Annotated in this window: 14 protein-coding genes; 9 read left to right on the top strand and 5 right to left on the bottom strand. The window is 58.6% G+C overall.

Annotated elements, in window-relative coordinates; translation table 11 throughout:
* Together ACZ9HU_RS22100 and ACZ9HU_RS22095 are read right to left on the bottom strand one after the other, a co-directional pair.
* Positions 1-635, bottom strand: a 635-nt coding sequence (locus ACZ9HU_RS22100) for a DEAD/DEAH box helicase (RefSeq protein WP_476108041.1), incomplete at its 3' end; no start/stop codon positions are given.
* Between the two features lie 62 nt (positions 636-697).
* A complete protein-coding gene (locus ACZ9HU_RS22095; RefSeq protein ID WP_476108040.1) occupies positions 698-1,408 on the bottom strand; it encodes a tyrosine-type recombinase/integrase in 711 nt (236 codons plus the stop codon).
* Between the two features lie 1,095 nt (positions 1,409-2,503).
* Here ACZ9HU_RS22095 and ACZ9HU_RS22090 point away from each other — a divergent pair.
* From ACZ9HU_RS22090 to ACZ9HU_RS22055, 8 genes are all read left to right on the top strand, one after another.
* A complete protein-coding gene (locus ACZ9HU_RS22090) occupies positions 2,504-2,974 on the top strand; it encodes a hypothetical protein (protein ID WP_476108039.1) in 471 nt (156 codons plus the stop codon).
* 69 nt (positions 2,975-3,043) lie between these two features.
* Complete coding sequence (locus ACZ9HU_RS22085) at positions 3,044-4,903, top strand: type I restriction-modification system subunit M (protein WP_476108038.1); 1,860 nt, start codon at positions 3,044-3,046, stop codon at positions 4,901-4,903.
* The gene (locus tag ACZ9HU_RS22080; protein ID WP_476108037.1) at positions 4,900-6,252 is read left to right on the top strand and encodes a restriction endonuclease subunit S; all 1,353 of its coding nucleotides are present in this window, start codon (positions 4,900-4,902) and stop codon (positions 6,250-6,252) included. The genes ACZ9HU_RS22085 and ACZ9HU_RS22080 overlap by 4 nt, the downstream gene beginning before the upstream one ends.
* Positions 6,249-6,797 (top strand): hypothetical protein, encoded by a 549-nt coding sequence (locus tag ACZ9HU_RS22075; protein ID WP_476108036.1) that lies wholly within the window; start codon positions 6,249-6,251, stop codon positions 6,795-6,797. The genes ACZ9HU_RS22080 and ACZ9HU_RS22075 overlap by 4 nt, the downstream gene beginning before the upstream one ends.
* Complete coding sequence (locus ACZ9HU_RS22070) at positions 6,794-6,940, top strand: hypothetical protein (RefSeq protein WP_476108035.1); 147 nt, start codon at positions 6,794-6,796, stop codon at positions 6,938-6,940. Before ACZ9HU_RS22075 ends, ACZ9HU_RS22070 begins: the two co-directional genes overlap by 4 nt.
* Before the next feature lie 187 nt (positions 6,941-7,127).
* Entirely contained in the window at positions 7,128-8,048 is a 921-nt protein-coding gene (locus ACZ9HU_RS22065; RefSeq protein ID WP_476108034.1) for a GIY-YIG nuclease family protein, read from the top strand.
* Positions 8,048-9,127, top strand: coding sequence for a DUF4268 domain-containing protein (locus ACZ9HU_RS22060; protein ID WP_476108033.1), 1,080 nt, complete (start codon positions 8,048-8,050; stop codon positions 9,125-9,127). The genes ACZ9HU_RS22065 and ACZ9HU_RS22060 overlap by 1 nt, the downstream gene beginning before the upstream one ends.
* Before the next feature lie 15 nt (positions 9,128-9,142).
* The gene (locus ACZ9HU_RS22055) at positions 9,143-12,235 is read left to right on the top strand and encodes a type I restriction endonuclease subunit R (RefSeq protein ID WP_476108032.1); all 3,093 of its coding nucleotides are present in this window, start codon (positions 9,143-9,145) and stop codon (positions 12,233-12,235) included.
* A gap of 33 nt (positions 12,236-12,268) precedes the next feature.
* Here ACZ9HU_RS22055 and ACZ9HU_RS22050 read toward each other — a convergent pair whose 3' ends face one another.
* From ACZ9HU_RS22050 to ACZ9HU_RS22040, 3 genes are all read right to left on the bottom strand, one after another.
* Positions 12,269-12,571 carry a HigA family addiction module antitoxin gene (locus ACZ9HU_RS22050; protein WP_476108031.1) on the bottom strand — a complete coding sequence of 101 codons (303 nt, stop codon included), beginning with the start codon at positions 12,569-12,571 and terminating at the stop codon, positions 12,269-12,271.
* Complete coding sequence (locus tag ACZ9HU_RS22045) at positions 12,561-12,851, bottom strand: type II toxin-antitoxin system RelE/ParE family toxin (protein WP_476108030.1); 291 nt, start codon at positions 12,849-12,851, stop codon at positions 12,561-12,563. The genes ACZ9HU_RS22050 and ACZ9HU_RS22045 overlap by 11 nt, the downstream gene beginning before the upstream one ends.
* Positions 12,852-12,924: 73 nt before the next feature.
* Positions 12,925-13,824: an HNH endonuclease gene (locus ACZ9HU_RS22040; RefSeq protein WP_476108029.1), complete on the bottom strand. Its 900-nt coding sequence runs from the start codon at positions 13,822-13,824 to the stop codon at positions 12,925-12,927.
* A gap of 472 nt (positions 13,825-14,296) precedes the next feature.
* On the opposite strand from ACZ9HU_RS22040, the gene ACZ9HU_RS22035 reads away from it, so the two are divergent.
* Positions 14,297-14,912: integrase arm-type DNA-binding domain-containing protein (locus ACZ9HU_RS22035; RefSeq protein ID WP_476108028.1), on the top strand; the 616-nt coding region annotated here is incomplete at its 3' end.

Here is a 14,912-nt window from a genome sequence, read left to right as displayed (position 1 = left end):
TAGGCATGAGCCTCGTCGATGATCAGCAGTCCCAGATTGGTCAGGACACGCTTCACACTGGGCGTCGCGGCGCCACGCATGAACCAAGCATGGGTCACATCCGGCGTCATCAGCAAGATGCGTGCGCTATCGAGCACGCGCTCCCGCTCTGAGTTGGGAACGTCGCCCGTAATACAGCCAACGGTTTCAGCATTGAGCCCAGCGGCTTTGACGGCACGCACCCAACGTTCGAGCTGATCGTTGCCCAAGGCTTTCTGGGGGTAGAAAGCCATGATGCGCGCGTCAGGACTCTGGCGAAGCAATTGGATCGCACGAGCCATGAAAGGAAGCGTCTTGCCCGATGCGGTGGCCGTCGCCAAAACCACATTGGCACCCGCCTCCAATTTTTCGAGCGCCATGGCCTGGTGACGCCACAGCTGGTCATGGCCCGTCATGGCCTTCAGCCAACTCGCCATAGGCTCGGCGTTATAGGGCGAAGGCGCTTGCGCATAGCGGGCAGCCCGGGCCGGGCGTTCCAGTCGCTCAACGACAACAGGCTCAACGGCATTCCAAAAGGTTTCAACGATCGTGGTCATAAAATTGGATTTCCTTTCGATGAGGACGCAGGCCTCCCTTCGCTGGAGCAAGGTGCTCAAGCGGCAGGCGCACTGGTCATGTTGGATGGTTGCAAGCCTTGCGGGCGTTGCGGTTTCGCCGGTTAAAGCGAGTTCACGAGCTTTCGAACGCTCGGTGAAGCATCAATATAGACTTCGGTGGTATCGAGACGCGCATGCCCTGCGAGCAACTGCACATCGCGCAAAGAATTGCCGAAGGAGTTGGCCCGGCGCGCCAGTTCGGTAATGAAGGTGCGCCGCCCCGAATGGCTTGAGCACCCGGTGAAACCGACGGCCAGATACATACGACGAAACCACTGGGTCACCGTGTTCGTCGACTGATAGCGCAGCTCATCACGCCCCTTGGTGAAGGCAATTGTGCGTGCCTCGGGGTGCTTTTTGCGCAGGGCAATGACCGCCTGTTTGATGCTGGGGTGCATCGGGATGGTCCGTGTTCGACGGTTTTTGGAACACCATGCAGCCACCGTGATGGTGGAGGCTGGACGGCCTGTGGCGTCGAGAAATGCATCGATCGGCAATTGTGCAATCTCAGCTGCCCGCAAGCCCGCCCTGGCCGACAGCAGAAATTTGAGCAGGTCGCTTTCTGGCGAATTGCTGGTCTGAGCAATGTGCGCGGCACATTGATCGATCTGATCTGGCGTCAATGTGCGGGCCTGAAACCGACGACTGGTCGGTCTTTGGATGCCGCCCTTTCCGTCGTGTTCGCCTCCCATCTGAAAGCATTCGGCAAACAGCGCCTCAATGGACTTGCTGGGCCGGGCGGCGTGAGGATCAAGATTGGTAGTGGACTTCATCGTGTTCTCCTTGGCTGCGGTTGATGCCCATAAGCATGCCGTGGAGAAACCGTGAGTCAACAAAAAAATCGAAAAAAATCAGACGCTCTGCCGATTTTGTTAATATTAATTCCATTTTTACCTTAACAAAAACAAATGCAATTGTTAATTTACGTACACTGTACTTTGATATTATCCGAATTTATGAAAATCATTATTCAGAAATTACATAGCGATTTGCAACAAGCAAGCCAATAGCCGACTTGGGATTTTCAGGAACAGGTCTGAAGATAGGCCAAAAATCATCCATTTTCGGATCAAACCCCCGCATCTTCGGCGCCGCAACACAATACAGTAACAGGCGCCCCGAAAGGCGCGTTTAACAAGCCGGGCAGGCAGCAAAGCCTACCCACAGCCGTGGACAACAATGCGAGTGGCCCCATCGCGCAAAATCCCAGAAATCCGCCATTTCAAGCGCTTCGCATTTTCTGACATGGGGAAAAATGGCGCTTATTCTATGACATTGGGTGATTTTTATGCCTTCGTTTCCAATGCTTTAGCGAAGACACATACGCGATGTCAGAGATTGCCTCTTCTCTGACATTGCAGGACGTGCGGTGAATAGCTTGACAAACACCGCAAGATGTGCAGCGCTTAACGTGTCAGAAGAATTGGCGATGTCAGGATTGGATGGAAATCTGACAACGAATCGAGCGAATCAGGGCGAAAATGGCCTCGGTTGTTCACTGAAAACCGCAGAAATCTGTCGCTTCCCTCCGGAATTTTGCGACATTGCCCACAAACGAGCAAAATAAGACCGACTTCAAAACGACACCAGACGCCAACCCATTACAAAAAAGCGTCAGCGGAGAGCATTTCCAAAAAACCCTTATGCTGCGAAGTCAGAAAAAACGAAAAACTCGATTCATACTGAGATCGAGATTGGCGCCATCATATCGCGCAGTAATTTTTGATCTTGACTCGTAAAATCGCATATTTTTCTTGACATTTTCGTATTTTATGACATAATTAACGCGCCAAAGACGCCGGTGGTGTTTTTGCCATTGCGATTACACATCGCCCTCTCCCCAAAATCCTCCAATTAAATGGACTCATATGACACTTCACGCTCTGAAGGCCGCGCGTGCGCGCGCCGTCTACGAAACCGTCTGTATTCTGAAAGAACAAATCGGCGAAAAAACCGTTGGTCGCCTCGCCAGCGGATTTCCCCAATCCGACCGCGTCGAGATCAACAAAGGCACGGTTGCCCTGCTCCATCCGGGTCGCCGAATCCACACTGGATGGCTAAACCATGAGCGAATCGGCGAGGTAATCACGGCCGAACCTGAATCGATTCTCTTTGAGATCTTCCGCTTCGGAAAGCCGGCGCTGCAGGTGAACATCCTGCCCGATACCGTGGAGATCCACCGCTATGTCATTGGCGCCTGGGAATTGGACGCAGGCCTCGATCCCTCGCGCGACACGATTTCGATCCTGCCCGGCGTCTATTTCAACCCGCATGATCCCGAGTACCAGGCCTGGGAAGCAAAAAATCCTCGCCCACCACGCCCGCAACAAGCGGCATAATGTAACGACGTCAACGCGCTCGGTTGGTCAAAGGCGGTTTTGACCGACCGGAGCAGTTGATGATTGCGAGTGACTAGGGCACTACCTCCCTCAACGGAGGCTATACCCTTGAACCACCAATCGCTTTCCAACTTCATCTGGTCCGTGGCGGATCTCCTGCGCGGCGATTACAAGCAGTCCGAATATGGCCGCGTCATCCTGCCCTTCACCGTGCTGCGCCGCCTCGATTGCGTTCTGGCACCCACCAAGGATGCCGTGCTGAAAGAGGCCGAGGCTGGCCGCCCCGATCCCTTCCTGATCCGCGCGGCTGGCATGCAGTTCTTCAACCGCAGCCCGCTCGACCTCGCCAAGCTGATCGGTGACCAGGACAACATCGGCACCAACCTCTTGTCCTACGTCCAGGGCTTCTCGCCCGAGGTGCGCGACATCTTCGAGCAATTCGAGTTCGCCGCCCAGATCGACCGGCTGGCCAAGAACGGCCTGCTCTACCAGGTCACCGAACGCTTTGCGGGCATCGACCTGCACCCCGCCCGCGTCGACAACGCCCAGATGGGCCTCGCCTTCGAGGAGCTGATCCGCAAGTTTGCCGAAATCAGCAACGAGACAGCCGGTGAACACTTCACCCCGCGTGAGGTCATCCGCCTCATGGTCAACCTGCTGTTCGTCGAGGACGATGAGGTGCTGACCAAGCCCAGCGTCGTGCGCTCCATCTATGACCCCACGGCGGGCACCGGCGGCATGCTCTCCATCGCCGAGGAATACCTGCGCGAACACAACCCCACCGCCCAGCTCACCATGTGGGGGCAGGAACTCAACCCCGAGTCCTATGCCATCTGCAAGGCCGACATGCTGATCAAGGGCCAGGACATCACCAAGATCGTGCAGGGCAACACCCTGTCCGACGATGGCCACCCTGCCGCCCGCTTCGACTACATGCTCTCCAACCCGCCCTTTGGCGTGGAATGGAAGAAGGTGCAGAAGGAAGTTCAGGACGAGCACCAACGCCAAGGCCACAATGGTCGCTTTGGCCCCGGCCTGCCGCGCGTGTCCGATGGCTCCTTGCTGTTCCTCATGCACCTGCTCTCCAAAATGCGCCCGTGGACGGAAGGTGGCTGCCGCTTTGGCATCGTCCTTAACGGCTCGCCCCTCTTTACCGGCGGCGCGGGCAGTGGTGAGAGCGAGATCCGCCGCTATGTGCTGGAAAACGATCTGGTCGAGGCGATCATCGCGCTGCCCACCGACATGTTCTACAACACCGGAATCGCCACCTATGTCTGGATCCTGTCGAACAAGAAGCCGCAGGCCCGCACCGGCAAGGTGCAACTGATCGACGCCAGCAGCTTCTGGCAGAAGATGCGCAAGTCCCTCGGCTCCAAGCGCAAGGAGATGGGCGAAGCGCATATCGAGGACGTGACGCGCCTGTTCGGCAGCTTTGTCGAAGCGCAATTGGCCACGCTGATCGACGCCAGCGGCAAGGAAGTCTCGCGCCAGATCGTCATCGCGGGCGAGGCTGCGCCCGAGGCACCAGAGGGCGGCAAGGTGAAGCTCGCGCCCCTCTCGCGCATCTTCCCCAACGAGGCCTTTGGCTATCGCACCATCACCGTCGAGCGCCCCTTGCTCGATGAGGCAGGCAAGCCGGTGCTGGGCCAGAAGGGCAAGGCCAAGGGCAAGATGCAGCCCGACAGCGCCCTGCGCGATACCGAGAACGTGCCTTTGTCCGAGGACATCGAGGCCTATTTCGCGCGCGAGGTGAAGCCCCATGCCCCCGACGCGTGGATCGACGAGACCAAGACCAAGGTTGGCTATGAGATCCCCTTCAACCGCCATTTCTATGTCTTTGAGCCGCCCCGTCCGCTCTCCGAGATCGACGCTGAGCTGGCGGGCGTGACCGCGCGCATTCAGGCGATGTTGGCGGAGTTGGCCGCGTGAGCTTCCCCCCTTATGCCGAATATAAGGACAGCGGCGTGGCCTGGCTTGGCTCGGTGCCGGGGCATTGGGAGGTGAAGCCCCTTAAGTCAGTCGCATCCTACAATGACCAAGTCTTGGCGGAATCGACCGATGCAGAAACCGAAATCGAATATGTCGAAATTTCGGATGTAGACGAAGCGGCCGGCATCAAGGGTTCTGCTACCTTTCCGTTTGGATCAGCACCATCTCGCGCACGCCGTGTTCTGCGAAGCGGTGATGTGCTGATTTCAACCGTTCGGACTTATCTACGGGCGATTGCCTCTGTGCCGCGAGAGTACGACGGCGCAATTGCTTCGACAGGTTTTTGCGTTGTTCGTGCCAACGCTGCACAAGGCGCCTATCTAGGGTTTGCTCTGCGTGCCGAGGCATTCATATCAGAGGTGATCGCGAAATCGGTGGGCGTGAGTTACCCTGCCATCAATGCGACCGATCTCGTTGCAATCCGCATCCCAGTCCCCCCCCTCGCCGAGCAGGAGGCGATTGCGGGGTTTCTGGATCGGGAGGTGGGCAAGATTGATGGCTTGGTGGCAGAGCAGGAGCGCTTGATCGCGCTGCTGAAGGAAAAGCGCCAAGCGGTCATCTCCCACGCCGTCACCAAAGGCCTCAACCCCTCCGCCCCCATGCGTGACAGCGGCATCGAATGGCTCGGCCAAATCCCCAAGCATTGGGAGACCGTGGCTCTAAAGCATGCTTGCGCGCTTCTTAGGGACGGCACCCACCAACCCCCTGCCCGAGTGGAAAGCGGCGTTCCCCTGCTGAGCGTTCGCAATATTCAGGAAGGCGTATTCGCATTCCGAGACGATGACTCATTGATCTCCGACGACGATTACGCCGAGCTTTGCCGCTCTTTCATTCCAACGGGAGGCGATGTCCTATTGGCCGTGGTTGGTGCCACGCTAGGAAAGACCGCAATCGTGCCGTTGGACTTCGGCGATTTTCACATTCAGCGCAGCGTTGCGTTGTTTCGCCCGAATAACGTCACTGGGACAGAATGGCTGAACTTTGTTTTCCAATCAGATGGCTTCCAGCGTTTGCTTTGGAGCAATGTCGGCTTTTCAGCTCAGCCGGGCATCTATCTGGGATCGCTGGCGAATTTCCAAATCCCCATCCCGCCAGTGAGTGAACAATCGAGCATTGTCGCCAACATCGCAAGACCGCTACAGTCTCTCGAACTGCTTATCGCCGAAGCCCAATCCGCCATCACCCTGCTGCAAGAACGCCGCGCCGCGCTGATCTCGGCTGCCGTCACCGGCAAGATCGACGTCCGCGCCGCCGCCGCTGCCTCCACCGACGAAATGGAAACCGCATGAGCATCGACAAACTCATCGCCGCTATACCCGCGAAAACCCCCGTCGAACGCAAGACCATGCGCGAGCGCGCGCTGGCCGGGCTGCAATCGGGCAAGCCAGCCTTGATTGCTGACGCACAAAAGCTGCTCGATGCGCTGGAGGCCCATGACGCCGCGCAAGAACAAGCCCGCGCCGCCGCCGTGCATAGCGTGGCAGGCCAGCCCTTGGCCCAGCGCGTGCTTGTCGCCTTTCAGGAGGATGCGCCCAGCGAAACCGAGGAACGCCTGATCAAAGCCTTGCTCGACAACCCTGACAGCACCTGCGCCGAACTCTCGGGCAAGATTGGCTGGGCGCCGAATACTTGGGACATGGGCTTTGGCTCGATTTGCGCCCAGCGCGCGCCCTTTCTGCGCGATCTGGGAGGAACCCCGGCGCAGGGCAAGAGCGCCAACCTCCCATTGCTCACCGTGCAGCGGCGAGATGATGATGGCGCCATCCGCTATACGATGAAGCCTGAGGCGGTAGAGGCCTTCATGCTGCTCGGCTTTAGGGTGAAGCCCGCATGACGGCCGAACGGTTCGGGGTTGAGGCAGGCAATGCCGCAATTGTGTCGCGTATTATCAAGGACGCGCTTGAGGCCGGGGTCATCAAGCCGTTCGAGGAAGGGCAGGCAAAGAAGGTCGCGCGCTACCTGCCATGGTGGGCGTAATTTTCTTTGACGGGTATTTGATTGTGGAGACGCGGAGTGCGGCATGTGTGCGAAAATCCCGCACAAAACCGCCATTTCACTCGCGGACTTTATTTGACGGGAAGGCTGGATTGAACGTGCAGCATGATGACACAGGTGATTTGGGTGATTGGAAGCAGGGCGTAAAAATCTCTATGGTGCCCCCCGCATGACCCGCGCCACCGGCCGCAGCCTTGAACTTTATTACATCGACGGCCGCCCCGATGGGATGCTGACCGCCGAGATGTTCAACTGGACGGGGCATGTCCTGATGACCCCGCGCACCCAGATCACTACCGCTCTGTCGCGGCCAGAGGCGAGCTACGCGGGCATCTACCTCTTGCTGGGCGAGCAGGAGGGCGAGCCGCTGGCCTATATCGGAGAAGGCGAGGACATCTCAGCCCGCATCCGCAGCCATGATGTGAAGAAGGACTGGTGGAACAGCGCCATCCTTGTCACCGCCGCCGCCAACAAGCTGAACAAGGCCCATGTGCGCTATTTGGAAGCGCGCCTGATCGCCGAGGCCAAGAGCATTGGCCGCATGCCACTGGAAAACAGCGTGGCCCCCAGCCTGCCGGGCTTGAGCGAGGCCGATCAGGGTAAGATGGAGGCTTTCCTCGAAAACCTCCTGGTGGTGCTGCCAGCCGTGCGCGTGGACATGTTTATCCAGCGGGCGCGGTCTGTCCCGAACCCTGCCGTGGCGGCGCCTGTCGCGACTTTGGCTGAATCAGGGGCGCGGTTTGTCGTCGAAAGCCGCAAGCACGGCATAACTGCCCATGCCGTGCTGGAGAATGGTGAATTCGTGGTAGAGCAAGGATCGCAGGCCCAGTTGCATTGGATCAGTAGCCGCGAGGAAGGCTACAGCAGACTGCATACGGAGTTAAAAAACGCGGGTGTGATCGTGGAGGAAGGGCAGCACTGCACTTTTGCGCAGAGCTATGCATTCCAGAGCCCGAGTGCGGCAGCGGCGGTGGTGTTGGGACGGCCTGCGAATGGCACCACGGAATGGGTCAACACGACCACTCGTCAAACATACAAGGAATGGGAGGCCAGCCGCATCGAAGCCGCCCAAGCGATGGAGCCTGCCTGATGCCAGTCTACGAACTCGTCGATGGGCGGCTGGCCGCTGCGAACCAGACATTGTTTCAGGCCGAGGGGCTGAAGGAGCGGCAGGACATCCAGCGCATGCTGCGCGAGCAGATCGCGGTGCTGGGTGATGACCTGTTTGTGCTGGCCGAGGAATATGGCGGCTGGGTGGATAGCAACCGCCGCATCGACCTCCTGTGCCTCGACAGCGACGCCAATCTGGTGGTGGTCGAACTGAAGCGCGACGATGCAGGCCATATGGAACTGCAGGCCTTGCGCTATGCCGCCATGGTGGCGCGTATGACCTTTGCCGAGGCTATCGACGCCCATGCCGAGTTCCGCCGCCGCAATGGCCTGGACGCAGAAGGTGCCGAGGCCGCCATCCTCGCTTTCCTGCGATGGGATGAGGCGGCAGAGGAAGGCTTCGCCCAATCGGTGCGGATCGTGCTGGCCTCTGCCGACTTTGGCAAGGAACTGACCACTGCCGTCTTGTGGCTGCGCGATCAAGGCATCGACATCACCTGCATTCGTCTCAGCCCGTGCAAACTTTCGGATGGGCGGCTGCTGCTCGATGTGCAGCAGATCATCCCTCTGCCCGAGGCAGCAACATTTCAGACCCAGATCGGGCTGAAGCGGCAGGCCGAACGCCAATTTGAGGCGCAGCGACATGAGATCCGTTATGAGTTTTGGGCAGCGTTGCTCAAAGTCGCGGCGGGCCAAACCAGTCTTCACGCAGGTCGTAGCCCCTCGAAGGACAACTGGCTGTCGGCCAGCGCTGGTCGTGCAGGCTTATCTTACGTTTATACGATCCGCCAAAGCGACAGTCAGGTCCATCTGTGGATCAATAACGACGAGCAGTTCTTCGAAGCACTTTATGCCAATCGCGAAGAGATTGAAGCCCAGTTCGGCGGCGCCATGATCTGGAAGAAAACGGATGGGCAAAAGGGAACGCTGGTCGGCGCCGTTGTCGCGGGCGGCTATCGAGTTCCTCGCGAAGAATGGCCGGAAGTCCAGCAGTCGCTGGTTACGGCAATGATCAAGCTTGAGCAGGTTTTGCGACCACGCCTGTTGGCCTCCGTATAAAGGGTTTGGACGAAAATGAGCCTGCACAAGGAAATCAGCTTCGAGGACGAGATCTGCGCCGATCTGGCAGCGGCTGGCTGGTTGTATGAGGCGGGTGCCGCCGCGCGCTATGATCGGACCAGGGCCATTTTTTCCGAGGACTTGCAAAGCTGGCTGGAAGCAAGCCAGCCGCAGGTGTGGGAGGCGCTAGCCAAGGCCCACGGCCCGGCAGCGCTTGATGTCTTGTGCGACCGCTTGCGCAAATCACTGCAGGACCGTGGCACGCTGGATGTGCTGCGCTATGGCGTCGAACTGATCGGGGTGAAGGGGCTGGTCAGCCTTGCCCAATTTGCGCCTGCATCGGGCATGAACCCAGCCATCGTGGCGCGCTATCAGGCCAACCGGCTGCGGGTGTTGCGGCAGGTGCGCTATTCCAGGGCGAATGAGAACTGCATCGACCTTGTGCTGTTTCTGAACGGCCTGCCTGTCGCCACGGTGGAGTTGAAGACGGACTTCACTCAGTCAGTTGGCGACGCCATGGACCAATACAAGTTTGACCGTTCGCCCAAAGGCGAGCCGTTGCTCAGCTTTGCCACCGGAGCGCTGGTCCATTTTGCGGTGAGTAACCGCGACGTGATGATGACCACCAGACTGGATGGTGGCGCCACGCGATTTTTGCCGTTCAACCGTGGCAACAACGGCGGCGCGGGTAATCCGGCAGATGGCACCGGCCATTCCACGGCCTATCTGTGGCGCGAGATCTGGCAGCGCGACAGCTGGCTCGAGATCCTCGGCCGCTACATGATCGCCAAGCGCGACAAGAAAAAGCAGATCAGCGGCATCATCTTCCCCCGCTATCACCAGTTGGACGGGACGCGAAAGCTGCGCGCCCAGATCCGGCAAGAAGGTGCGGGGGGGCGCTTCCTGATCCAGCACAGCGCAGGGTCAGGCAAGACCAACTCCATCGCGTGGACTGCTCATTTCCTGGCCGATCTGCACGACGCCGCCGATGCCAAGATCTTCTCGAGTGTTATCGTGGTGTCGGATCGCAACGTGATCGACGCCCAGTTGCAGGAGGCCCTGTTCGAGTTCGAGCGCACCAAGGGCGTGGTCGCCACGGTCACGAGCGACAGCGGCAGCAAGAGCGCGGCGCTGGCCGATGCACTGGACAGCGGCAAGAAAATTATCGTCTGCACCATGCAGACCTTCCCATTCGCGCTCGAGGCAGTGCGCGAACGCGCCGCGACCGAGGGCAAGAAGTTCGCCGTGATCGCCGACGAGGCCCATAGCAGCCAGGCGGGCGAAACCGCAGCCAAGCTGAAGGCAGTGCTGACGCCCGAGGAAATCGAAGAGATCACCGACGGCGGCGAGATCAGCAGCGAGGACCTGTTGGCGGCCCAGATGGCAGCGCGCGCGGCCAAGGATGGCGTGACCTATGTGGCCTTCACCGCCACGCCCAAGACCAAGACGATGGAACTGTTCGGCCGTCGCCCCAATCCCGACATGGCCGCGAGCGAGACAAACAAGCCCGCGCCTTTCCACGTTTATTCTATGCGGCAGGCGATTGAGGAAGCTTTCATCCTCGATGTGCTGAAGAATTACACGCCCTACAAGCTGGCCTTCAAGCTGGCCAACAATGGGGAGGAGTGGGACGAGCGCGAGGTCGAGAAGAGCGCGGCGATGAAGGGGATCATGCGCTGGGTGCGCCTGCATCCCTACAACATCGCACAAAAAGTGCAGATCGTCGTCGAGCATTTTCGCGAAAACGTGGGGCCACTGCTGGATGGCAAGGCCAAGGCGATGGTGGTGCTGGCCAGCCGTATTGAGGCAGCGCGTTGGCAGCAGGCGATTGACCGCTACATTAAGTCGCAGGGCTATCGCATGGCGACGATGGTGGCTTTCTCTGGCGAGGTGAACGACCCAGAGGGCGATGGCGAGCCGCTGACGGAAACCAGTGCCAAGCTAAACCCCACCTTGAGGGGGCGCGACATACGCGAGGCCTTCAGCGATGAGGACGCCAAGATCCTGCTGGTGGCCAACAAGTTCCAGACGGGCTTTGACCAGCCGCTGCTGTGCGGCATGTATGTGGACCGGCGGCTGGCGGGTATTCAGGCGGTGCAGACCCTGTCGAGGCTCAATCGTGCATACCCCGGCAAGGACACGACCTATGTCCTCGATTTCGTGAACAGCTCTGAAGAGGTGCTTGAGGCGTTCCGCACCTACTACGATACGGCAGAAATCGCGGCCGCCACCGATCCTAACCTCATCTTCGACTTGCGCGCTAAGCTGGATGCAACCGGGCATTACGACAACCACGAGGTTGAACGACTGGTGCGCGTGGAACTCGACCCAAGCGCCACACAGGGGCAGCTCATCGCGGCGCTGGAGCCTGTGGCCCAGCGTTTGCTGGTACAACACAGGGACGCCTTTGCCCTCTGGAAGAGTGCACAAGAGAAAAAGGACCAGAAAGCCGCAGACGATGCCAAGGACGAGGTCAATGCCCTTCTCCTTTTCAGGGCCGACATGCAGACATTCGTAAGCCTCTACACGTTCCTGTCCCAGATCTTCGACTATGGCAGCACCGAAATCGAGAAGCGCTTCCTGTTCTACAAGCGGCTGATCCCGTTGCTGGAGTTTGGCCGTGAACGCGACGGCGTGGACCTTTCCGGCGTGCGCCTGACGCACCATACGCTCAAGGATCTGGGCAGCCGCACCATCAGCGTATCGGGCGGTGAGAAAACGCCGCTTGCCCCCATCAGCGGGGCAGGCTCTGGGGCGGTGCAAGACAAACAGAAGGCCCTACTGGCCGAGATCATCGCCAAGGTGAACGACCTTTTCGAGGGCGACCTGACTGATAACGATGCGTTGAACTTTGTAGGGGCTTTAAAGAGCAAACTGCTGGAGTCTGAATCGCTTCGACAGCAGGCTGCCAACAACTCGAAATCTCAGTTCGAGGCATCTCCCACACTTGATGGCGAACACATGAATGCAATCATGGAAACTCATGAGGCATTCGAAAAAATGAGTCTTCAGGCGCTGAGCAACCCTGTTCTTCGTGAGCGTCTCAAGGAACTGCTTCTGGGGCCGGGGCAGTTGTACGAAGCATTGCGGGAGGGGGCGCTGGAATAATCCAGCAACGCGTGTACGAGCCAAAACGAGCCGTCACGCGGCTGCCTGGAACCGCCCCACCCTAATGTCGGCATCATGGGCGCGAGCCTGTGCCAAATCGTAAGCCGTCTGCATGCGAAGCAGGGTATCGGCCTTCACGCCAAACGCCTTTTCGAACCTAATGGCCATTTCGGCAGACAAGTTCGCGCGCCCGTTTAACAGCGTACTCAGCGCCTGGCGAGACACGCCCAGATGGCTCGCGAGATCCTTCACCGTCACATTGTGCGGCTCAACAATTTCCGACTTCAGCCATTCACCGACATGCTGAGCAAGGGAATGGTGCATCTTAAGCGCCATGATAATCCTCCAAATCCATATCGATCAAAGCATTGTCTTCATTAAGTTTGAACGTCAGCCGCCAGTTGCGCGTAACAGTCATCGCCCAAGTTCCATCTCGGTCTCCCGTAAGCCGATGAAGACCAAAATTTGGCGGTGTAGCTAATTCATCGAAGGCTTCTGCCGCCACGATGTACGCCAGCATTCTGGCCAAGCGAGCCGTATCGCCAACCAGCCCCTTGGCTGTACCTGTGGTAAAAAAGCGCTCCAACGCTTTGTGTCGGATGCTTTCGATTTCCATGCGTCAAGCTATACGCGACATGCCTTTTCGCGTCAAGCATGACTTGACAGACAATCTGCGCCGCGATCACACCTCAAAGCTTGAAGCAGTTTTCCCTATGCCATTTCAGGAAATGGGGATGTGGCCGATCGCCAGGGCGAAGTGGCGAAAGGGCGCGCCCACTGCGATTGATCAAGCTATGAATACTATCTGGATCGTTGGCGTGGCGCGAAACCAGAATACTGAGATCATCATCCAGGCTGATCAGGCCCCGATCGAAGAGCCAGTGAACCGTTCCCGATAGTGCAATGCCATTGCCCACCACATCGGGGCCATTGGCTTCGACCGGTTGAATATGGGCTGCCTCTGCCTCCGCCCTTCCCCCGCCATTGATCAGCTTGAGGCCGGTGATGGCGCAACGCTCATCGTAAGCTCGAAGCACAACGCGGCGGAACACTCGGTCGCGCACGGCTCGCGAGGTAAGCATCCTTTGCCGTTCCACCGGCATGCCGAAGTCAAAGGTGGCCCGCTCTTCTCGCACCACGTTCTGATCGGCGGCTTCGTCCACTCGCGGCAAAAGCGGAGCCTCTTCCCGCAAACCAGCGTCCACAATCCGGTAAAAGTCGGAAGGCGACAAAGGCCGGACAGCCGATTGCGCGCGCCCGGAAATGCCGCCCGCGTCATTGAGCACGCCCAGTTCCATGATACCGTCCGGACCACGGAAAGGCACTGGTGTTGCAAAATCGAGATAAGTGCCGGGCTCGATAATCGCCAGATACATGCCAGGAGCACCAGGGTCGGGAATAACCTGCTGAACCTTGGCAACCGCAAAATAGCCGCGCGTATCTTTGACCTTGCTGGGCTCGAGATAGACGATCCAATCGCCCACACATTGCTCGATCCGCCCGAGATATTGAGGCGGGAACTGATAGCGTTCAGCGGGGCTATCATTATAGATCGAGTCTGATCGATGGATGAAAACGCCAAAGGTCATGAAGGCACCTTAGCGCATTGGCTTGATTGGCAAAGTCCTGAAATCGTCGAAGCAGGCCGTCGCTCTCACAGCCCCCTCGCCCGCCCGATCGAGCCAGTCTGCATCAGCTTCCCGAACGTGACCGCTTGGGCAGACTGAACAGCACTGGAATACAGCGATTTTCTTTCCGCCATCGGCTCGAATTCATTCTGCAAAAGTGAGCTAAGTCATTGATTCTTGCCTGTGGACAAGAGTCGCATTCTGCAATGAAACCCGCAGAAATCAGCCATTCAGGTCGGTTTTTGGTACCGCCATGCGGAGGTTCGAATCCTCCCACCCCAGCCAGTCGAGTCCTCATGATTCGGCTTTTGCGCAATGCTTTACGGCAGAAACCTCAGAAATTTGGCTAGACAGGGCCAGACCTCGCCCGACTGGGCTAGACGCCAATTCTGCCATGATTTTATATGCGCCAAACGCCGATGGAATCGGACTTATGGCCCAAAAAATCACCTTTTCACCTGCCATGATTGACGCCCTTTGCGAGGGCATCCTTCCGGACCCTCAGACCCCCGGGCTTGCTCTCGAGGTTCTGAAATCCGGCAAGAAACGCTGGCGCTATCGACGACAGGTCGCGCGTCAGAAAGTCGTCGCCACAATATTCGGCGGACTCTTCCCCGCCCAGTCCATCGCGGAGGCCCGTGAATGGGCGCGGGAGCTGAACACAAAGGTTGAAGCCGGTATCGACCCGCGCGCCGTCCAGCGCGCCGAGAAAGCACGAAGCGAAATGACCGTCGCCAGAGCCCATGGCCTTTACATGATAGCCGTCCACGAAGGACGTTCCTCGCGCGCGAAGCGGATCAACAAGCCGCGAACCATCAAGGATAAGATGGATGTCTACAATCACGACATTGCTCCCGCGCTTGGCAGCCGCAACATCTATGAGGTCACCGAAAGGGATCTCATCGCGCTGGTCGAAACCAAGGGCAAGACCGCCAAGGTCAGAGCCAATCGTTTGGCCGCAGAGCTGAAAGTCTTCTTCGGCTGGGCAGCTTCCCTGCGTGGTCTCGAGGTCGGGCTGGAGACCGATCCTTCGAAACGTCTCGGCGACC

This window comes from Novosphingobium sp. Sphag1I, assembly GCF_056279125.1.
The sequence above is the reverse complement of the archived record's forward strand: the minus strand, read 5'-3'. Positions and strand labels throughout refer to the sequence as shown.

Coding starts and splice junctions, on each gene's coding strand:
- ACZ9HU_RS22095 (WP_476108040.1), bottom strand. CDS start 1,408: ATGAAGTCCACTACCAATCTTGATCCTCACGCCGCCCGGCCCAGCAAG.
- ACZ9HU_RS22090 (WP_476108039.1), top strand. CDS start 2,504: ATGACACTTCACGCTCTGAAGGCCGCGCGTGCGCGCGCCGTCTACGAA.
- ACZ9HU_RS22075 (WP_476108036.1), top strand. CDS start 6,249: ATGAGCATCGACAAACTCATCGCCGCTATACCCGCGAAAACCCCCGTC.
- ACZ9HU_RS22070 (WP_476108035.1), top strand. CDS start 6,794: ATGACGGCCGAACGGTTCGGGGTTGAGGCAGGCAATGCCGCAATTGTG.
- ACZ9HU_RS22065 (WP_476108034.1), top strand. CDS start 7,128: ATGACCCGCGCCACCGGCCGCAGCCTTGAACTTTATTACATCGACGGC.
- ACZ9HU_RS22060 (WP_476108033.1), top strand. CDS start 8,048: ATGCCAGTCTACGAACTCGTCGATGGGCGGCTGGCCGCTGCGAACCAG.
- ACZ9HU_RS22055 (WP_476108032.1), top strand. CDS start 9,143: ATGAGCCTGCACAAGGAAATCAGCTTCGAGGACGAGATCTGCGCCGAT.
- ACZ9HU_RS22050 (WP_476108031.1), bottom strand. CDS start 12,571: ATGGCGCTTAAGATGCACCATTCCCTTGCTCAGCATGTCGGTGAATGG.
- ACZ9HU_RS22045 (WP_476108030.1), bottom strand. CDS start 12,851: ATGGAAATCGAAAGCATCCGACACAAAGCGTTGGAGCGCTTTTTTACC.
- ACZ9HU_RS22040 (WP_476108029.1), bottom strand. CDS start 13,824: ATGACCTTTGGCGTTTTCATCCATCGATCAGACTCGATCTATAATGAT.